Here is a 20,619-nt window from a genome sequence, read left to right as displayed (position 1 = left end):
CTCAATTTCATTGATCTTACCCGCCTATGATTGCTGTTGTGGCCGCATCTACCGACAAGCCTATCGTCGTGCCCGAGATTGCAGATCCATACATGGTGTAGGTATTTTTCTTGGAAAGGTCTGTCATTCCATTCCAAGACCTTGGTGCAAAATTTTGCATCTGTTTGAGCGTCGTTACTCCAGTCTGATTTGTATACTTTCCGACTCCAGGTATGTGGTTAATCTTGTCTCCGACCTTGGTTGATACACCTGAAGTTGCTGCAGATCTAAGGGCATTCCCTCCATTTATCTCACGGCCAGATACAACGTCATTAACTACAGATCCGCCTGCTCCGGCGCCCATCGATCCTAAAGTGTTTACTGAAGTGGCGACATTTCCGGTTGATTTTTGTAGATCTATTTTTTTAGTTATACTACTCGGAAGTGACTTAAAGGCAGAACTATTCTCCACAGACGGCCCGAATTTTTTCACAAGACTTCCACTTGCCTGGCCCAAGTTAGCTCCTGCTGCTGAGGATATAGTGCCTCCTGCGACGCTACCCGCAAAGTCTCGGCCATTCTCAATCTTCCACCCATGGGTTGCCAAATACTGAAATGATGACCCTACACCGCCAGCAGCGCCATGAACACCAGCATTAACTCCCATAGCCTTCGCCAGCTGAGTTCCACCGGAAGCCATCCCCGCAGTCGCTCCCTTGGCAACGGCCATACCCACGCCACCAATGGCGCCAGTAGCCCCACCGATCAGGGCGTCCTTTCCAGCAGCCTTCCAATCAACGCTTCCGTTAGTGGCCTTCTGCGACGCCACGGAAACACCGCCAGAGAGCAACGCACCAGAACCAGCCATCAACGCCACACCGGCAACGCCACCCACTCCAGTACACATCAGCGCGACGCCGCCAACAATGGCCGCCCCCGCGGCCACATACTCCCAATTATCTTTCCACCAGTTACCTACAGCACCAGCAGCCTTCTCCAACGGAGACTTCCGCGCCTCCGTATACGCATGCAACTCATCCGCCGACATCGGAGACAACCCCAACGGATCCAACGCACCCACCGGATCATTCCCCGCAAACGAATACGGATTACCCGACCAACCAGCACCCACCACAGGATCCAACGGATCCACCGACAAAAACCCACGAGAACCCCGGTCAAACACCCGAGCCCCCATCCACTCCAAACCACCCAAACTCAAAGCCCCACCGGCCGTCAGACCAACAGCAGAGTCCCGGCCCAAGAAACCAGCAACATCAGCACCCACCACCGGAACCGACCACGGATCAGAAACCTCCGTCACACGAGCAGGCTTCCACCCCGCAACAGACCACGAATCCCCCACAGCCACACCAGCAACAGAAACCACCACAGACAGCTGGCCAAAACCAGCCAATGCCGGCACCACCGACGCCGAATCCCACAGCAACTCCGTGCCATTCACCCAACGCGGCTCACCAGTCGCATCAACCCACACATCCACCGCAGACACCGACCCACCATCAGCAGCCTCGGTGGCCACAGACTCCACAAACCCCGTCGGACCCCACGCAAACTCACGCACAGAACCATCCGCACGAACCTCACGAACCCGACGGCCCAAACCGTCATACACAAACGACGCTTCCGAACCATCCGAACCCACAACCGACAACAACTGCGAAGCCACGTCGTAGGTGTACGAGAATTCCACACCATCGCGTGATTCTCGGACCAAGCGCCCCGCCACGTCATAGACCCACGTGCGATCCATACGCTCGGCCCCGGAGGTCTTTGACCCCACCAGCTGCGACGCTTCATCGTAGGAGTAGACCGTCAAACCACCGTCAGACTCATCAACCGAAGCCACCCGACCAGCGCCGTCGTAGGAGACCTGCGTTGTGCTCGACTCGCCCTCCTGCGAAACCCTCCGGTGGGTCACCATCTGCCCGTCCCGGTATTCCCAGGTTTGCTCACCGGCTCCAGAAACGGACTTCACCAAGCGACCTGCGGCGTCGTACTTCAACGTGATTTCGCCGGCTTCAGGCGCATCAACGGAAACCACGCGACCGGCGTCGTCGTAGGAATACGTCGTGCGCCCAACGGGGGTGTCCATGAAGGTGCGAGCGCCGTCGGCGTCGTATCCCCATGCCATGGAGGTACGTTCTCCCTGGGTTTCCAGGTCACGGCGGATCAATCGTCCTAGACGATCGTAGCTCAGCGTGTGAACGGCCTTAGCCTCGGGGCATGTGTAGTCGTTCAGTACAACGTCGCGTGATTCGGAATTGCGGATGGACTCGGCAATCAACCGGCCATCCACAGTCACGGATTTCTCGTACCCCGCCTCGTCAAAAGCCCACTCCGTGCGTTGACCGGTCGGTTCGACCTGCCAGAGCTGACGGCCGGCTGCGTCATAACCACCGGTGGTGACACGTCCGGCCGGGTCCACCAATTCGACGACCTGGTCCATCTCGTTGTACACGCGACGGCTCACCGCACCCATCGGGTCGGTGACGCGGACCAGTCGACCGCGGGCGTCGTACTCAAAATGAGTCTTTCCGCCCAGGCCATTGATTGCTTGAACTAGCTGGCCGGCCTCGTCATAGGAGAACCGGCGCTGCCCATAACGTCCGTCGGATACGTAGACCAGGTTCCCGACCTTGTCGTACCCGTACTTTGCCGTGGTGCCAGCGGCAGAGGTCGCTTCAACAACCCGGCCCATGACGTCGTAGATCACCGACTCGACGTCGCCGCTCGGCAAGATCCGCTGAATCACGCGAGAGTCGGCGTCGTAGACCAGGCGCGTGACGGCACCGTCGGGCTCTACCTCAGTCTGTGGACGGCCACACGCGTCGTAGGTGAAGCGAGACGTCTTGCCTCCGGGGGTGGTGATTGCCGTGGTTCGACCCGCGAGGTCGTACTCGATCTTGGTCAAGCCACCCTCGGCGTCGACCAACTCCACGGGTCGACCGCACTCGTCGTACGAGATCAGCTCCACTGATCCATCGGCGTCGGTGGTCTTCTTCGGTCGACCGTATTGGTCGTAGTCGGTGCGAACCGAAGAAAAGGCGTCCCGGACCTGGTCAAAGCGCGCGGTGCGGTCGTAGTCGACGCTCTCCGTCACGCCGGTCGGATCGGTCACCGAGGTCAGCGCACCATTGCGGTCATAGTTCCGCAACCATGTACCACCGGCGGGATCCACAATCTTCCGGACCTGCGAGAGCCCATCGTGAACAAACGACCATGCCGAATCGTCAGGGAGGATCAGCGACTCAACGTTGCCCATTTCGTCGAAGACGCGTGACATGCGACGTCCGAGGGGATCGACCGTCGCCACCAGGTCGCCCGAAGGGCCGTACTCAAATTCGGTGCGGGCACCAGCGGGATCCACGATGGCCGTGATTCGGCCCCCGGCGCCATGTTCGAACCGCCAGCGCGAGCCGTCAGCATCAACGCGCGACGTCAGCAATCCGAGGGCGTCGTATTCGTACGCAGTGCGCGCACCCGACGGCGAGATAGCCTCAATCACGCGGCCCGCGTCGTCGCGGACCAATCGTGCGGTGTCCCCGGCGGCATTGGTTGTCGAAACGAGGTCACCCAAGGAGTCGTAGCCGAAACGAACCGACACACCCTCCGGGTCCTGAACCTGCTGCAGGAGCCCGTCCTCCCACGTGAGTTCGCTACGCCCGCCGGCAGGGTCCACGATGACCGAGGGGTTCCGTTCGACGTCGTCTTGATACTCGTACTGCACGACGGCGCCGGAGTCGGTGACGACGGTCGTCGGACGATCCTGCTCATCGTATCCGTAGGTGAAGTCCCCACCCTCGGGAGTCACCTCACGCGTCATCCGACCACGTTCATCAAAACCACGAACGGTGATCGAACCATCACGCTCGGTCACGGAGACGCGGTTACCGAAGCTGTCGTACGCCATGGACTGGCGGTTGTCATCCGTATCGATGATTCCCACCACTCGACCACGCTGGTCGGCGATCCACGTATTGGAATTGCCACCGTCCTCGTCCGAAACCACCGTGACACGGCCCGGCAAATACCCATACCGAATCCGACGCCCATGTTCGGAAACCTGACCGGTCACCCGACCCTGCTGATCATAGGTATTGGTGACCTCGACGACGCCTGTTTCGGCAACGACGGCAGCAATGAGTCCTTGCTCATCGATCCGGTATTCGCGAGTACCGACCTCGGTACGGACCTGCACCAGATTCGTGTTTTCGTCATACAAGTATTCGAGACGACGCCCGTCGGAGGCCCTCGCCACCGCCACTCGCCCCTCAAGGTACTCAATATCGATGAATCGTCCACGAGTGTGAATAAGCCGGGTAATTTCCCCGTCCTGATCGCGCAACGCCGCAATGGTGGCGCCAGGGCCGGATCCGGCTCCCATCCACTGTCCACTGAGAGTAAAGGCGGACCAGCCACCCTCGTTATCTCGAATCACCCAGCCGGAGCGGGCGGTGTTCTTCTGGCCCTCGTGCTGTGCCAGAAGCTCAGTCATTTCGGACAGAATGTGACCGTCAAAGTCCTCTTGGGCCATAAAACTCGAGATCAGTTTCGGGCTCAATGAAGTTACCGGTGGCTGTGTTAACCGGGTCATCGGCGTATCCGGACGTCGGCGGATGGCCCTTGACCTGCGGGGAATTAATGGTCAGATGCTGACGTGACGCGGACTCACCGTTGGCCTCAAGGGACGCCTGAAGGGCCGCATCAGAGACCCATCCCGGTGGGAATCACAAGAATCGCCATCCGATTCACATCCCCACTCATCCCCAGTAGTGCACAAAGTTATCCACAGGAGTGGATAAGCAGTACCCTCCCCTAGCGCCTCCGACGGCGTCGGCCCCGTGTTTCCGCGGAATATTGTCATCCACAGGGTTATTAACAGGTGTGAAGTTACAGGCCTGTAGTTATTAACAGCTGTGGGTAACTCCTGTGGATAACTGCGATCCGACGCGAGAATCGTGTAATCACAAAAATCCGGAACCCTACTGGCTCGGCCTCTTCCCCTGACGCTTTCGGGACCGCCGGTGCGTGGTGAGGTCAAACAGCAACGCGATGACCGCACCCACAACCAGTCCTCCGACGTGTGCTTGCCATGCGATGCCGGGAACCACGAACCCAAAGACCAAGTTGATCCCCACCAGGACCAAGAGTCCTCGGGTATCTCCCCCGCGGAATCGGGTCCACGCGAAGAGCGCGCCGAATAGCCCGAAGACTCCGCCCGAAGCACCCACGACCAATGTGTACGGGCTCGCCAACAGGTACACGGCCGCGGAACCGCCGATGATCGACAGCAGATACACCGCCAAGAACCGCCACTTGCCCATCCTGGGTTCCAAGGCCGCACCAAAGATGTACAGCGTGTACATATTCAAGGCGATGTGTAGGAGATTTCCTGGAGAATGGACGAAACCGCTGGTGAGCATCCGCCAAGGCTGTACCTCGGTCAAAATTGGCGCATAGGCCAGGTGATTCAGAACCAGCTGCCGGGGCAATACCCACTGCGCCACGAATACCAGGACCGTCACCGCGATGAGCGTCCACGTCACGGCGAGCCCTGCCCCACCCGGAAGCAACGGGTTGCGCCCGCTGCGATGTTCCTGAACCTCCCTGACACAATCAACACATTGCACGCCGACTGGAACCTGAACCTGACATTCCGGGCACGCTGGACGCTGGCATCGGGCACACGTCACGTACGAGACCCGATCCGGATGCCGTGGGCACACGGGCCGACCGTTCGGGTCTCCCTCGAGGGACTCGTCCCGCTGGCCGTAGCGGGGTGGTTCGTGATCCATGAGTGGTGTCCTCTTCTTTTGACGCAGAGTATTCAGGTTAAAAATGAGGCCCCACCGCTGTGCGGAAGGGCCTCATACGTGCGGAACCAACGGGGTTCCGCGGAAAATATTGGGAGTCTTAGAGATTCTCGATGTCGATGCTCTTCATGACGACGTCCTCCACCGGACGATCCATCATGCCGGTCGCAACGCCTTCAATCTCATCGACGACCTTCTTGGAATCTTCGTCCGCAACCTCACCAAAGATGGTGTGCTTGCCCTGAAGCCAGGTGGTGGGAACGGTGGTGATGAAGAACTGGGAACCGTTGGTTCCGCGGCCGTTCTGGATTCCGGCGTTGGCCATGGCCAACATGTACGGCTCGTTGAAGTTCAGGTCCGGGCTGATCTCGTCATCGAACTGGTAACCCGGTCCGCCAATGCCCTGACCCAGCGGATCGCCGCCCTGGATCATGAAGTCACGGATGATGCGGTGGAAGATCACGCCGTCGTACAGAGGGGTGTTCTTCTTTTCGCCCGTCTTGGGGTCGGTCCACTCCTGGGAACCGTCGGCCAGACCGATGAAGTTCTTGACGGTCTTCGGCGCATGGTTGCCAAACAGATTAACCACGATGTCACCGTGGTTGGTGTGAATGGTCGCTTTTGCAGTGGGAATCGCAGTCATGCCAGCCATTTTTCCATGCACTCCCTGAGCTCCCAATAGTGTTCCGCCTTCAGTGAAAACACGGGGGCAACTCGCCGATGAGGTGGGGACACCGTACTCCTCATTATCTATCCTGGGAGAGGACTAAAACTGACTCGGTAAAAACTGCCCGTCCCAAGTGACGGGTGGCGTTGGCAGAGATGCTGTCTGCGCACCGGTCCACGAGGAGGTAACTCATGGGATGCCAGAAGAAGGCTGAAAAGAAGGCCAAGCAGGCCGCAAAGCAGGCCCGTAAGTCGGCAAACGCTCGTTACTCCGAGGGTGTCGACAAGGTCAACGACCTGACGACGAAGCTGCAGAAGCGCGCCGACCAGGCTAACGACTGGGCACAGAAGGAGGTCGCTCCCCGTCTTCAGGAGCAGATCGACCGTGCCACCCCGGCCGTTGAGAACGCAGTGTCCAACGCTCGCGCAAAGGCTGGCGAAGCGGCAGGCGTTTTGGCCGACAAGTTGAACTCCGCCGAGGTCAACCCGCAGGTTGAGGCTTTGGCTGCCAAGGTCACCGGCAACAAGAAGAACTTCAAGAAGGCTCAGAAGGCCGCTGCCAAGCGCGCCCAGGAATTCGCGAAGCAGCAGAAAAAGGCCAACAAGAAGTCCCACAAGGGCCTTCTCGTCTTCGGTCTGTTGGCTGCGGCAACCGCCGCGGGTGTCGCCGCTTGGCGCGCATCCCGTCCGGTGGAGGATCCCTGGAAGACTCCGGCGGATGCCAACCAGAAGCCGGACCCGGCCAAGAACGATCAGCCCGGCGTTGCCGCACAGGCCAATTCCGCTGATCAGAAGGTCACCAAGCCCTCTTCGGCACCGGCTCCGGCCAACCAAGAGGTCAAGTCGCTGAATGACCCGAAGAACACCAGCCACCCGGCTCCGGGTGCCCCGATGGATAAGCCGGCCAAGCCGGTCGCGGGCACTCCCGACGCCAAGGATGCCGAGGCCAAGGGTCAGGCCGAGAAGCCTGCTCGCCCCGGCAAGCACGAGGCTCCGAAGACAGATCAGGACGGCAAGAACTAAGGTTCTTCCCCACTGACCAACGACGCCGCCGCGCTGAATTCAGCGCGGCGGCGTCGTTTTTTTATTTCTTAAGGTCGCGATCAGTACGCCTTAGGTTCAGTCTCCGAATTCCAAGACCGTGCATGGTGCGACGTCGTCCAGGGAAGAGGCCCTTACCGAATCACATCAGCCCAATCAGGCTTAGAGATCCCATCCACCGTGACGTAGGCGTTCTTCCACACGCACGACGTCCTCGGGCAACGGCATTTCATCGGTGACCTTAGTGATCTCAACGCCAATGTCCACGGTTTCTGCGGGAATGACGCCTTCGGCCTTCAGTTGCCGACAGATGTCCACCACTTCATCATCGCCGAGACGACGACGTAAAACGGCAACCAGCGGAATGTAATCCTGTGAAGGCATTCCATTCGGATATCCGGCCCTAAGCCATCTGAGCACGGAGGCAGCGATATTGCGCATCTACGCCTCCTTTCTGAGAGCTCTGGAGAGAAACCCTACTTTTTGGCGAGGCCCAGGAAGTTAAATCCGGTCAAATGAAAGAGGAAATCTTTCGCGATCCACAGAATCCCCGCAAGGATGGCAGCGATAATCAGCGCGAAAATGATGAATCCAAGAATTCGCATTGGCGCCGCGGCCGGGCGAATCTGAACCACAGAACCGTCCTCCTGGACCTGGGTCCGACCCGCGGTCAGACGCATTCCGAAGGCGAAGAGCGCGGGGAGCCCGGCACCCAAGATGATGCCCGCAATGGTCACGGGGATCAGATTCGACAGCAAGTGGAGAAAATTCATGAGGTTCCTTCGTGTCTATCGATTCGAGGATCCGGCCTGGTGCGAGCTGCCCGTGGCATCTTGCCCCAATCATCTCGCCAACCTTCTGGGGAACCAGGGGTCCGTTCAAGGAACTTTCCGGGTCGCCAGGGTTGGGGGTGGCAGCGTCGAGAGAGGCCGCTTCACCCTGCCATTCGTCGTTGACGTTGTCGTGAGTGACCGGAGTCTTGCGGGAACGAAGCCACATGTATCCGGAGAGCGCGATCAGCAGGGCGAAGACCACGAGCGCGCCGACGAGTTCGTTGGAGACCATAGCGACGAGGTGTCCAATAAACCAGGTGATGGCTCCGACGATGGCCGCTGCGGGGATCGTGATGACCCAGGCGGCAACCATGCGACCAGCCACACCCCAGCGAACTTGAGCACCCTTGCGGCCCAGGCCCGTACCGAGGATTGAACCGGTCGCGACGTGCGTCGTCGACAGAGCCATACCGAAGTGTGAAGAGGTCAAGATGATGGCGGCGGAAGCACCCTCGGCGGCCATACCCTGCGGGGAATCGATTTCGACGAGCCCTTTGCCAAGGGTTCGAATGATGCGCCAACCACCGAGATAGGTACCCAAGGCAATAGCCCCGGCACACGTGAGCTTGACCCAGAACGGGATATCCGCGCTCGGATCGATCGAGGACGAGGCAACGAGGGCCAAGAAGATGACACCCATCGTCTTCTGGGCGTCGTTGGTTCCGTGTGCCAACGAAACCAGCGAAGCGGTGCCCACCTGTCCCCAGCGGAAGCCACGTTCCTTTTCCGTGTCTCCCACCTTGCGGGTCAAGCGGTAAATCAACGCCGTACCAATAGTGGAAATGATTCCGGCAACAATAGGGGCGGCGACGGCGGGGATGATGACCTTGGCAACGATTCCGGTCCACAAGACACCGCTGACACCGAGGCCGGCGATGGTGGCACCAATCAAACCGCCAAAGAGTGCGTGGGAGGAGCTCGAGGGAAGACCCAGGAGCCAAGTCAGAAGGTTCCACGTGATACCGCCGACCAGGCCGGTGAACACGATAATCATCAGGTCGCTGCCAGAAGTGAGCTGAAGGTTGACGACTTCCTTGCCGACCGTCTTGGCAACCTCAATAGAGAGGAATGCACCGACGAGGTTCAGGACGGCAGAAAGTGCAACCGCGACCTTGGGCTTGAGAGCACCGGTAGCGATGGATGTGGCCATGGCATTGCCGGTGTCGTGAAAGCCATTGGTGAAGTCGAAGACCAATGCCGTAACGATGACAATTGCGAGGATGATGAGTTCAGGTGTCACACGAAAATTATGCCGACGTGTATCTAAAGTCCAACCCTGACTTAGGTGAACAGCAGGTTAACTCGGTGCCGTGTACCTGTGATTTTAACAATGTTGTCCGTAAAGTAGACAGTTTGCCCTAGTGAGGTGGCACTCGGCTCGGTGCTTCTGGTCCCGATATATGGTTTCGGATATAGCAATGGCCCCTCCCTGTTGGGAGAGGCCATTGTGCTTTCTTCGGTGGAGGCGAAAGGACTCGAACCTCTAGCTTCTGCCCGAAGGCAGCTGCGCTACCAGTTGCGCCACACCCCCGAAGTTGTCCCCGCTTCCGTGGATCTCCCCACGTCAACAGGACCTCGTACAGCTTACAGCATGCAATGGATCGAACGCGAGTTTCGACCGTCGAGCCGTGATGTATTCACAAAAAACCCGGAACATCGTGCGTACGATGCCCCGGGTTTTTCCGTGGTGGAGGCGAGGGGACTCGAACCCCTAACCCTCTGCTTGCAAAGCAGATGCGCTACCAATTGCGCCACGCCCCCAAAGTCAGATGACCGTGTCCGTGGATTCCTTCCACGTCCTCTTGGTCTCCTGAGAATCTTTTACTCGCTTGGTCACCACGAAGGCAACCGTACCGGCCGCGAGGGCCGCCAGGATCTTCCGCATGGGAACCTCCTTAGAGAAAGACTCTGTGGGCGTACCAGGAATTGAACCTGGGACCTCTTCGTTATCAGCGAAGCGCTCTAACCGTCTGAGCTATACGCCCTCATGGCCTTGGGCCGAAATAAAACACTACAGGACGACCAGCCAACCGCCAAATCGTTTCCCGGTGACCTCACCCACAGAGCGGGTCACCGGGACACGATACTGGAGAGGATTAGTCGTCCGTCAGGGTGACCCCGATGCCACCCACGAGCTTGGCTGCGATGTTGTACAGGAAGGCCGAAATCACGCCGAGAAGCGTCATCAAGACGACGTTCACAATCGACAAGATCGTTGCGTACAAGGCCACCTGACCGAGGGAGAGGTAGTCCGTAATCGACACCGCGTTGCCCTGGCTCGAGAGCATCGAGAGAACCGAATCCACGCCGCCGAAGATTCCCGTGATGTCGAAAACGAGCCACAGGATCACGGTCGCCACCACGACGACGATGCCCACGGCCACCGACAACAGGAAGACCAGCTTGGCGATCGACCACAGGTCCACCTTCGCGACGGTCAGGTGCGCACGACGAACCTTCGACCGAGGCGCCGGACGCACCAACGGGCGGGAGCTCGACGCCGGACGCCGATTGGCACCGTTTGCCGGTCCATTAGCGGGAGCCTTCGAAGGACCATTCGGGGATGCCTTCTTCGTGGCGGTCACCGATTCCCCGCGGGACGAACCACCCGCTGCGGGTTGCCGGCGGTTGTCGGCCGGCTTGCGCGCGGAGGAGCCGGGGGCGGCGGAAGACCTGCCTGCCGCATTCCCAGGTTTATTAGTGCTCACTCATTACCTCCGTGTGATGAAGATTCCGACTCGGCCGGAGTATCGGTCTGTTCACTACTGTTGTCCAACGGTACTGCATTTTCGGCATCCAACACTTCAACCGAACCATCTTCGGCAATCTGTTGTCCCTCGTCGACGCCCTTATCTTGATTCCGAGCGATCGAAATGATGCGGTCGTTCTTGGCCGGCTTGGCAAAGATCACGCCCATGGTGTCGCGACCCTTGGCGGGAACTTCCGAGACGTGAGAACGAGCCACCTTGCCGGACTGCATGACCACCAGGACTTCGTCGTCTTCCCCAACAATCAGACCGCCAACAAGGTCTCCTCGGTCCTCGACGAGCTTGGCCACCTTGATGCCCAAACCACCGCGGCCCTGAACACGGTACTCCTGAACCTTGGTCCTCTTGGCGTAGCCACCCTCGGTCACCACAAACACGTAGGAGTCATCGCTCACCACGTTCGCGGCCAACAGCTCATCGCCATCACGGAATTTCATGCCAGTGACGCCACTGGTGGCGCGACCCATCGGGCGCAGGGCCTCATCGCTGGCCGTGAAGCGCAACGATTGTCCCTTACGGGAAATCAGCATGAGATCGTCGTCTGAGTGGGCGAGCTGTGCGGAGATGAGTTCGTCATCCTCACGCAGGTTCACGGCGATGACACCGGCGGTGCGATTGGTGTCGTAGTCGCTGAGTCGCGACTTCTTCACCAGACCGTGCTTGGTGGCCAACACCAGGTACGGTGCATCCTCGTACGTCCGCAAAGCCATCACACGGGCGATGGTTTCGCCCGGTTGGAAGGCCAGCAGGTTCGCGACGTGCTGACCCTTGGCATCACGACCGGCCTCAATGAGTTCGTAGGCCTTGGTGCGATACACCCGCCCGAAATTGGTAAAGAACAGAATCCAATTATGTGTGGTGGTGACGACGAGGTGCTCGACGAGGTCATCCCCGCGTAGCTGGGCACCTCGAATGCCCTTGCCACCACGATGTTGCGAACGGTACTGGTCGATTCGAGTGCGCTTGACGTAGCCGCCTCGGGTGATCGTGACGACCATGTCTTCCTCGGGGATGAGGTCCTCGACGGACATGTCGCCGTCATAACCCATGAGGATTTGTGTGCGGCGGTCATCGCCGTAGCGGTTCACGATGTCGCCGAGTTCTTCCGAAATCAGCTCACGCTGGCGCTGTTCCGAAGCAATAATCGACTTGTATTCCTCGATCAGGCGCATGAGCTCGTCGTGACGATCCTGGATCTTCTTCCGTTCCAGGGCGGCCAGACGGCGCAGCTGCATGTTCAGGATGGCCTGAGCCTGGGCCTCGTCAATGTCGAGGAATTCCATCAACCCGGTGCGGGCGTCGTCCGCCGTGGGCGAGCGACGGATCAGGGCAATGACCTCATCCAACGCGTCGAGCGCCTTGAGCAAGCCGCGGAGAATATGGGCTTCTTCCTCGGCCTGACGCAGGCGGAATTGGGTCCGACGCACGATGACGTCCATCTGGTGGTGGACCCAATGCCGAATGAAGGCGTCGAGCGACAGCGTGCGAGGCACCCCGTCGACAATCGCGAGCATGTTGGCGGAGAAATTCTCCTGGAGCTGGGTGTGCTTGTAGAGGTTGTTCAACACGACCTTGGCGACGGCGTCGCGCTTGAGCACAATCACCAGGCGCTGACCGGTGCGGCCCGAGGTTTCATCCCGGATATCCGCAATGCCAGAGATTTTTCCGTCCTTGATGAGGTCGGCAATCTTGATGGCCAGGTTGTCCGGGTTGGCCTGGTACGGAAGTTCCGTCACCACCAGGCAGGTGCGCCCGTGAATTTCCTCCACATTGACGACGGCACGCATGGTGATCGAGCCGCGTCCCGTGCGGTAAGCATCCTCAATGCCTTTATGGCCGAGAATCTGCGCGCCCGTGGGGAAATCGGGCCCCTTGATGCGCTGGAGGAGTGCCTCGAGGAGTTCCTCGTTACCGGCTTCCGGATGGTCCAAGTACCACTGCACGCCGTCGGCGACCTCGCGGAGGTTATGCGGCGGAATGTTGGTGGCCATACCCACGGCAATGCCGGAGGAACCATTGACCAGAAGATTCGGGAAGCGAGCGGGAAGAACTACGGGCTCTTGGTTCTTGCCGTCGTAGTTGTCCTGGAAATCCACCGTGTTTTCTTGGATGTCCCGGACCATCTCCATGGCCAGCGGCGCCATCTTGCACTCGGTGTAACGGGGGGCGGCCGCGCCGTCGTTGCCTGGGGAACCAAAGTTTCCCTGTCCTAGGGCGAGGGGATACCGCATGATCCACTTCTGAATCAGGCGAACCAAGGTGTCGTAAATCGCGGTGTCGCCGTGGGGGTGGTACTGCCCCATGACCTCGCCGACGACGCGCGCGCACTTATTGAACGAACGGTCCGGCCGGTAGCCGCCGTCGTACATCGCGTAGATCACGCGGCGGTGAACGGGCTTGAGCCCATCGCGCACATCAGGGAGTGCACGGCCCACGATCACGGCCATCGCGTAGTCGAGATAGGACCGCTGCATCTCGGTTTGGAGATCGATGCGTTCGACGCGATCGGTCATCGTCGGGGTGCCTTCGAGGTCACCACCGAGGACCTCGCCCTCGATAGGTTCCCCGCCCTGGGGGTCATTCGTCGAACCGTTGTCTTCGGTACTCATGCTGTCTTCGTTCCGTCCTGGTGAATGTCGTCCATCGCGCGATATCGGCTATCCCGAGGCAATAAATGCCTCAAGGGGAATATTCAATGTCGGCTAAATATCGAGGAATCGAATGTCTTTGGCGTTCTTCTGAATGAACTCACGGCGGGACTCGACGTCCTCACCCATGAGCACCGAGAACACCTGGTCGGCGGCGGCTGCGTCTTCCATGGTGACCTGCAATAGCGTGCGGTGTTCGGGATCCATGGTGGTTTCCCACAGCTCGGTGTAGTCCATCTCGCCCAGACCCTTGTAGCGCTGAATTCCGTTGTCCTTCGGAAGGCGCTGATTATTCGCCAGACCACGGGCAACGACTTCGTCACGCTCGGCATCCGAGAACACGTAGTCGTGTGGGGCATTGGACCACTTGATGCGGTACAGCGGCGGCTGCGCGAGGTAAACGTAACCGGCATCGATCAGCGGCCGCATGAAGCGGAAAAGCAACGTCAACAACAAGGTGGTGATGTGCTGACCGTCGACGTCGGCATCGGCCATCAACACGATCTTGTGATAGCGGGCCTTCTCGATTTTGAAGTCGTCACCAATTCCAGCACCGAAGGCCGTGATCATCGACTGAACTTCGGCGTTGGAGAGGGCCCGGTCCAGGCGGGCACGCTCCACATTGAGGATCTTGCCGCGCAACGGCAGGATCGCCTGACGCTCGGGATCGCGGCCCTGCACGGCCGAACCGCCTGCGGAGTCACCCTCCACAATGTAGATCTCGGAAATTTCCGGGTCTTTAGACGAGCAGTCCTTGAGCTTTCCGGGCATTCCACCGGATTCGAGGAGCCCTTTACGGCGGGTGGTTTCGCGAGCCTTACGGGCGGCGAGGCGCGCCTGGGCCGCGGTAATGGAACGACGAACGATGTCTTTGGCTTCATTCGGATTCCGCTCGAACCAATCCCCCAGTTGGTCCCAGACCTCACGCTGGACGAAGGTCTTGACCTCGGAATTACCGAGTTTGGTCTTGGTCTGGCCCTCGAACTGCGGTTCGGCGATCTTGACCGAAATAACGGCGGTCAGACCTTCACGGACGTCGTCGCCTGTGAGGTTGTCGTCCTTTTCCCGGAGAAGTTTGTTGTCGCGCGCATACCGGTTGATCAACGAGGTCAACGCCGTGCGGAAACCTTCTTCGTGGGTGCCGCCTTCATGGGTGTTGATCGTGTTGGCGTAGGTATGCACCGATTCCTTATAGGACTCAGTCCACTGCATCGCGAGTTCCAGGGACAGCTTCTTTTCGGTGTCCTCCACCTCGAGAGAGATGACGTCCTCGTGGATGACATTGACCCGTTGGCTCGAATTGAGGAACTTGACGTAGTCGAGCAGGCCTTCGTCGTACTGATAGACGACGGTGCGGAAACCCTGGGAATTGGTCCCCTCTTGATTGACCTTGGCTTCGGTTTTCTTCTCGGTCGCGACTTCGTCGTCGAAATCTGCCGATTCGCGCTCATCGGTCAAGGTGATGCGCAATCCCTTATTGAGGAAAGCCATCTGCTGGAACCGTGCACGGAGGGTCTCGTAGTCGAAATCAACCGTTTCGAAGATTTCCGGGTCCGGATAGAAAACCTGCTGCGTGCCGGTTTCGGTGGTCTCCGCACCGCGCTGGAGTTCCTGGTTGGTCTTTCCGCCGTCGTGGAAGCTCATGGTCCACTCATAACCCTGTTGGCGCACGGTCGTTTCCACGCGGGTGGACAAAGCATTCACCACGGAAATGCCGACGCCGTGCAAACCACCAGAAACCGCGTATCCACCGCCGCCGAATTTACCGCCGGCGTGCAGCACGGTCATGACGACCTCAACCGTGGGCTTTCCTTCGGTGGGGTGCATGTCCACGGGGATACCGCGGCCGTTGTCCACGACCTTGACGCCGCCGTCGGCCAAGAGGTTGATCTCAATGTGATCGCAGTACCCGGCCAGGGCCTCATCCACGGAGTTGTCGACGACTTCGTACACCAAGTGGTGCAATCCGCGTTCACCGGTTGACCCGATGTACATGCCCGGCCGCTTGCGCACGGCTTCGAGCCCCTTGAGGACGGTGATGTCGCTTGCGCCGTATTCGTGCTTTTCCTCGGCTGCCACTGTAGGGATTCAGCTCCTTGTATCCAGGCACCTCGAAGGGCCCGGTCCGGGTATCGGAAGCCGACGCATAACTTAGATAACATAACAATGTATCTGGGGGTACACGCCGACCGCCTCATGATCTTCCTTCGATTCTACCGGACTTTGGCGTTGTCAGCTCCGATTTCGAAGGTTCTTCGGGACTCTTAATGGCCGTCACAAGCATCTCAGCGGCCTTTGGCGAGCCTGACCCCTGGCACATGGGGGTTCACCCGCTCAAGGCCTTCATGACTAGAGAATCCCTGTGAGCCGTTTTCCGGTTCCTGGGTCGCATGTTTCCCTGGCTGGTCCATGCGGGACCGACTGACGGAGATTCCGCCAGACCATCAACGTCGAAAGGCACGTGATGACCGAAAATTCACTACCTCAACTCCAAGAGTGGTTGAACCGAGTTGCCGAGGAACTCGAGATCCCCAGCGACGTCGTGATTCCGGGCCCGATTCTTGCCATGACCAAGGACGTCGCTCACGGGGTCATCCGCCCCGGAGCGCCCACCAGCTCGTATTTGGTGGGGGTGGCATTGGGCCTGAGCATGGCCGAACATGCCGACGACGGACAGGCTTCGACCACCGAACGACTACAAGACCTCACGCGTCGAGTCTCTGAACTGGTCACAACGGTTCGGCGTGAAGCGGGGCTAGAAGACGAGGCCGATTCAGAATGACCCGTAGCGAAAAACGCACCCGAGTCATCCGTGTCACCGACGACGGCACCCGCGACGCCCGCGCCGACATGCTTGCCACGGAAGAACCTCTGGAAATACGGGTCAACGGTCGACGCCTCGCCGTCACCATGCGCACCCCTAGCGAAGATTTTTCCCTAGCCGCGGGCTTCCTGTTGAGCGAAGGAGTGGTGACCGACGGCGAGCAAATTTCCTCGATTCGGTACTGCCGCAAGGACTTTGGTCCCGGCGCGGAAGATGGAGACAACACGATCGACGTCGTCCTACAGCCATGGGTCTTGCCCCCTCTCCCCTTCCAGGAGCGGAACGTCATGATGTCCAGCGCGTGCGGCATGTGTGGCCGCACCAGCATCGATCAGGTGCACCAAAAATCGCAGTTCTCCACCTCGGAGGATCCTTTGCGCTTGTCAGAGGAGTTTGTCCTCCGAATGCCTCAGGTGCTGCGCGACCGGCAAAAGGTCTTCGACCACACCGGTGGCCTGCACGCCGCCGGGCTTTTCGATGGTCGAACAGGTGAACTGGTGGCGGTGCGCGAAGATGTCGGCCGACACAATGCGGTCGACAAAGTGCTGGGTTGGGCACTACTCGAGGGCAAACTTCCCTTGCGCCAGCATGTGCTCATGGTGTCCGGTCGAGCGAGTTTCGAACTCACACAGAAATGCGCCATGGCGGGCGTACCGATGTTGGCCTCCGTGTCGGCGCCGTCCTCCCTCGCCGTGGAGCTCGCGAAGGACGCCGGCATGACCCTTGCGGGGTTCGTTCGGGACCACCGATTCGTGATCTACAGCGGCGATGAGCGGATTGTCTCCGACGTCGATGCGACGGAAGCCAACTTCGCCTAACCGTAGGTGTCTCGGGGACCTCTTCCGCCGGGAGCGACCCTGCGCCCTTTCCGCCACGAGGGCACATTGGGCCCGAGAACGCTAATCTTGGTGACGATTCCCCGGCCCAGTTCCTCCTCGAAGGTCCTCATGAGCTGCGGGATCATGGTGCGCAAAGTGGTCGCGTAATTCGTGGAATCACACCGAATCACCACCACGGTGTCCTCGTAACTCTCGGGGTGGGAATGCGCCGCGATCGAGGGACCAACGAGGTCCGTCCACCGAGCCAAGACGCTGCTGACCGCGACGGGTTCCTTCCATCCCCGGGAAGAAATCATATGGGTCAAGACCGACCCCAGATTCTGCGGATCTCGCGAGGATTTACCCGGTCCCGTGTACCCGCCCAGAGTGCGCGGGTCCCAGCCTTCCTCACGCCACCGCCGCACCTTCGACTGGCCCGGTTCGGCAGAGACCACCTCACCGAAATCGCGAATAATCTTTTTGGCGGCGTGGCCGGTCAACCTTCCTTCACCCCGTGCAAGAGCGGCGGTTCGGAGCCGCTGCAGCAACGCGGCCGGCGCATCGACCTGGTTTCGTTCCAGGTCGCGGCGCACCTCCTCACCAGCGATATCGTCTCCCGGGGTCATGCTCATTCCGCCCCTTCGCCTCTCGACGACGCCGGAGGATCTTCGAGAGCTGAGTTGTTGAGCGTCTCGTCGTCGACGACGACCGCCTGCCCCGGTGATACTCGAACGATACGGCGCGAATGATCCAGTTCGTCCGGGAGGTCTTCTTCCACCGCGCACGTCACAAGCACTTGTTCCGCCCCGGAAACGATCCGTGCCAAACGGGAACGTCGCGTCGCGTCGAGTTCGGCAAAGACATCGTCGAGGATCAGGATCGGGCAGGCCGCGGCGTCGTCGTGATCTGCCTGGTGCAGATACCAAGAGCCCAACCGCAGGGCCAGGGCGTATGACCATGTTTCCCCGTGCGAAGCATATCCTCGAGCGGGAATATCTCCCAGGATCAAGCTGATTTCATCACGATGTGGGCCTACGAGGCTCATGCCACGTTCCACCTCGTCGGAGGCCCGCTCTTCGAGTGCTGACTCCAACATCGCGCCCAATTCCTGAAGCGGAATACGCGAGAGCTCCGCGACGTTGGCGCCGGACCGTCGACCGAGGGCCGCCGATTCGTACACAAAACCGAGGGTCTTCCCGCCGTCGGTGAGTTGATCATATGCGCGATCCGCGTGAGGCAAGAGGCCGGCCAGCACCTGAAACCGTGCCTGCATCATGCGCGCGCCAAGATTCACGAGCTGCCCATTCCAGACCTCGAGGGTCGCCCGGTCGTCGTCGCCCAAGGACTTCCCCGCACCTCGTTTGCGCAAAGACTTGAGCAGGGCGTTGCGCTGACGCAGCACCTTCTCATAGTCGGCCCGGTATCCACCGATAATGGGCCGCAGCGATACCGCAAGGTCATCAATAAAACGACGCCGCCCAGCAGGTTCACCCTTGATGAGTTCGAGGTCTTCCGGGGAGAACAAGACCGTCTGGCAGATGCCGAGGGCTTCGCGAACGCGAACCGGTGCGGCCCGGTTGATTCTGACTCTATTGGCTTTACCGGGCGCGAGTTCGAGTTCCATGACGGTCTGTTGACCGCCGCGAATGACACGGGAACGAATATAGGAACGCTCGGATCCCACGCGAATCAACGGCGCATCGTTGCTGACCCGGTGTGACGACAGGTTAGCGGTGTAGTCGATGGCCTCGACAATATTGGTTTTGCCCACGCCATTCGGCCCCACCATGACGGTCAGTCCGGTGGTCAGCGGAAGATCCAGGAACCCGTAGGTTCTGAAATCCATGAGCGAGAGGTGATCCATATACACCTCGCGGCCCCTTTATTGATTCGGGAGGCGAACGGGCATCAGAAGGTAACGGTAATCCTTGCCATCTTCGCCGTCGAGATCGTCTTGAGCTGACAACACCGCGGGTTTGGGCGGCGTCGTGAACGAGAAACGTACGTAATCGCTTCCGAATACGTGGAGCCCTTCGCTCAGGTACACAGGATTGAAGGCAACCGTAATGTCGTCGCCGTCGAGACGGGCATCGAGCACCTCGTTGGCTTGGGCGTCTTCGCCGGTGCCCGCATCCAAGGTGAGTTGGCCTTGAGTGAAGGCGAGGCGAACCGGGGTGTTCCGCTCTGCAACGAGCGAGACACGGCGAACGGCCTCGACCAGCTCCGAAGTTTTGACGACGGCGTGAATCGGGGTCTGATCCGGGAAGAGCGAGCGGATCTTGGGGTATTCGCCGTCGACGAGCAGGCTAGTGGTGCGACGACCGCCCGATTCGAAACCGACGAGTTCGTGAGAATCAGAGAGGGCGATCTTCAACAGACCGGCATTGCCCAAGGTTTTAGCCACTTCATTGAGGGTTTTTGCCTTGATCAGGGCGGCCGTGGAGATCTCCGGGTTGGTGGGTTCCCAGGTGAGCTCGCGCATGGCCAGGCGGTAACGGTCCGTTGCCAAGAGGGTCATGGTGGAACCTTCGATCTCGACGCGGACGCCGGTCAGGATCGGAAGGGTGTCGTCGCGGCTAGCGGCAATGATGACCTGAGAGATCGCGTGTGCGAAGGCCGCTCCGTCGACCGTTCCTGAAATTTCAGGAAGTCCGGGAAGTTCTGGGTACTCAGAAACGGGCATGGCCGCGAGGTTGAACTTCGAGGAACGGCAGTTCAGGTAGACCTTCGAATCGTGCGTCTCGATTTCGACGGGTGCCGAAGGCAAAGAGCGGCAGATATCTGCCAGGAGACGGCCGGAGACGAGAGTTTCGCCTTCTTCCATGACCTCAGCGGCGATGTTGAGCTTTGCCGAGGTTTCGTAATCGAAGCTGGCGATTGACACTTCGTTGCCGGAGGCCTTGATGAGAAGACCGGAAAGCACGGGTACCGGAGGGCGGGGAGAGAGGGAACGAGCTGTCCAAGTGACAGCTTCGGCGAGTACGTCTCGATCAACTGAGAATTTCACGTGCGCGAAGTCCCTCTCTGGAAGGTGGTTGGTCTCTAGGTTGAGCCTACCGGAGAGAAGGCATCCGTAGGATTCTTGTAATTTCAGAACTCCAGAGATCCTGGAGGCCCTGCCGGCGGGTTTCGGATCGGAGATTTGTTATTTGGAATGATCTCTTTAAAGGATCAGTAGTGTTAATAACGCATGTGGATTCTGTGG

General features: G+C 59.5%; 15 protein-coding genes, 3 tRNA genes and 1 pseudogene. 3 read left to right on the top strand and 16 right to left on the bottom strand.

Annotated features, from left to right (window positions below; genetic code table 11):
* Positions 1-16: 16 nt before the first annotated feature.
* From B9Y51_RS00710 to B9Y51_RS00700, 4 genes are all read right to left on the bottom strand, one after another.
* Positions 17-4,498: a type IV secretion protein Rhs gene (locus tag B9Y51_RS00710; protein WP_158088216.1), complete on the bottom strand. Its 4,482-nt coding sequence runs from the start codon at positions 4,496-4,498 to the stop codon at positions 17-19.
* A 19-nt stretch (positions 4,499-4,517) separates the two neighbouring features.
* On the bottom strand, positions 4,518-4,646 hold the full coding sequence (locus B9Y51_RS11445; RefSeq protein ID WP_425432045.1) for a DUF6531 domain-containing protein: 129 nt from the start codon (positions 4,644-4,646) through the stop codon (positions 4,518-4,520).
* A 339-nt stretch (positions 4,647-4,985) separates the two neighbouring features.
* A complete protein-coding gene (locus B9Y51_RS00705; RefSeq protein WP_085528441.1) occupies positions 4,986-5,798 on the bottom strand; it encodes a rhomboid family intramembrane serine protease in 813 nt (270 codons plus the stop codon).
* A 118-nt stretch (positions 5,799-5,916) separates the two neighbouring features.
* Entirely contained in the window at positions 5,917-6,459 is a 543-nt protein-coding gene (locus tag B9Y51_RS00700) for a peptidylprolyl isomerase (protein ID WP_048680884.1), read from the bottom strand.
* 215 nt (positions 6,460-6,674) lie between these two features.
* Between B9Y51_RS00700 and B9Y51_RS00695 the strand changes: the two genes are divergently transcribed.
* Positions 6,675-7,505, top strand: coding sequence for a hypothetical protein (locus B9Y51_RS00695; RefSeq protein ID WP_048680662.1), 831 nt, complete (start codon positions 6,675-6,677; stop codon positions 7,503-7,505).
* Positions 7,506-7,685: 180 nt separating this feature from the next.
* Here B9Y51_RS00695 and B9Y51_RS00690 read toward each other — a convergent pair whose 3' ends face one another.
* From B9Y51_RS00690 to gyrB, 9 genes and pseudogenes are all read right to left on the bottom strand, one after another.
* The gene (locus B9Y51_RS00690; protein ID WP_048680665.1) at positions 7,686-7,964 is read right to left on the bottom strand and encodes a DUF3349 domain-containing protein; all 279 of its coding nucleotides are present in this window, start codon (positions 7,962-7,964) and stop codon (positions 7,686-7,688) included.
* Between the two features lie 471 nt (positions 7,965-8,435).
* Positions 8,436-9,596 (bottom strand): annotated as a pseudogene (locus tag B9Y51_RS00680) (anion permease); the annotation flags it as partial.
* 220 nt (positions 9,597-9,816) lie between these two features.
* Positions 9,817-9,887: transfer RNA gene (locus B9Y51_RS00675), tRNA-OTHER, on the bottom strand.
* 154 nt (positions 9,888-10,041) lie between these two features.
* Positions 10,042-10,117 (bottom strand) — tRNA-Ala (locus tag B9Y51_RS00670).
* A 4-nt stretch (positions 10,118-10,121) separates the two neighbouring features.
* Complete coding sequence (locus B9Y51_RS11265) at positions 10,122-10,241, bottom strand: DLW-39 family protein (protein ID WP_218189187.1); 120 nt, start codon at positions 10,239-10,241, stop codon at positions 10,122-10,124.
* 26 nt (positions 10,242-10,267) lie between these two features.
* A tRNA-Ile gene (locus B9Y51_RS00665) sits at positions 10,268-10,341 on the bottom strand.
* Positions 10,342-10,452: 111 nt separating this feature from the next.
* On the bottom strand, positions 10,453-11,064 hold the full coding sequence (locus B9Y51_RS00660; protein WP_048680672.1) for a DUF3566 domain-containing protein: 612 nt from the start codon (positions 11,062-11,064) through the stop codon (positions 10,453-10,455).
* Positions 11,061-13,733, bottom strand: a complete 2,673-nt coding sequence (gene gyrA, locus B9Y51_RS00655) for a DNA gyrase subunit A (protein ID WP_082156741.1) — start codon at positions 13,731-13,733, stop codon at positions 11,061-11,063. The genes B9Y51_RS00660 and gyrA overlap by 4 nt, the downstream gene beginning before the upstream one ends.
* 93 nt (positions 13,734-13,826) lie before the next feature.
* Positions 13,827-15,851 carry a DNA topoisomerase (ATP-hydrolyzing) subunit B gene (gene gyrB / locus B9Y51_RS00650; RefSeq protein WP_085528440.1) on the bottom strand — a complete coding sequence of 675 codons (2,025 nt, stop codon included), beginning with the start codon at positions 15,849-15,851 and terminating at the stop codon, positions 13,827-13,829.
* A 385-nt stretch (positions 15,852-16,236) separates the two neighbouring features.
* On the opposite strand from gyrB, the gene B9Y51_RS00645 reads away from it, so the two are divergent.
* Together B9Y51_RS00645 and fdhD are read left to right on the top strand one after the other, a co-directional pair.
* The gene (locus B9Y51_RS00645; RefSeq protein WP_085528439.1) at positions 16,237-16,554 is read left to right on the top strand and encodes a DUF6457 domain-containing protein; all 318 of its coding nucleotides are present in this window, start codon (positions 16,237-16,239) and stop codon (positions 16,552-16,554) included.
* On the top strand, positions 16,551-17,414 hold the full coding sequence (gene fdhD / locus B9Y51_RS00640; protein ID WP_085528438.1) for a formate dehydrogenase accessory sulfurtransferase FdhD: 864 nt from the start codon (positions 16,551-16,553) through the stop codon (positions 17,412-17,414). The genes B9Y51_RS00645 and fdhD overlap by 4 nt, the downstream gene beginning before the upstream one ends.
* On the opposite strand, the gene B9Y51_RS00635 is transcribed toward fdhD, so the two are convergent.
* From B9Y51_RS00635 to dnaN, 3 genes are read right to left on the bottom strand one after another with little or no spacing between them, the layout of a single operon-like run.
* Positions 17,411-18,046 carry a DciA family protein gene (locus tag B9Y51_RS00635; protein WP_085528437.1) on the bottom strand — a complete coding sequence of 212 codons (636 nt, stop codon included), beginning with the start codon at positions 18,044-18,046 and terminating at the stop codon, positions 17,411-17,413. The two genes, fdhD and B9Y51_RS00635, sit on opposite strands and share 4 nt — an antisense overlap.
* On the bottom strand, positions 18,043-19,278 hold the full coding sequence (recF, locus tag B9Y51_RS00630; protein ID WP_342742316.1) for a DNA replication/repair protein RecF: 1,236 nt from the start codon (positions 19,276-19,278) through the stop codon (positions 18,043-18,045). Before recF ends, B9Y51_RS00635 begins: the two co-directional genes overlap by 4 nt.
* An 18-nt stretch (positions 19,279-19,296) precedes the next feature.
* Positions 19,297-20,421 (bottom strand): DNA polymerase III subunit beta, encoded by a 1,125-nt coding sequence (gene dnaN / locus B9Y51_RS00625; RefSeq protein WP_048680688.1) that lies wholly within the window; start codon positions 20,419-20,421, stop codon positions 19,297-19,299.
* Positions 20,422-20,619 lie beyond the last annotated feature (198 nt).

It is taken from the genome of Kocuria massiliensis, assembly GCF_900169715.1.
Classification (GTDB): Bacteria; Actinomycetota; Actinomycetes; order Actinomycetales; family Micrococcaceae; genus Rothia; species Rothia massiliensis.
Note: the sequence above shows the minus strand (reverse complement) of the source record. Positions and strands in the feature narration are given on the sequence as shown.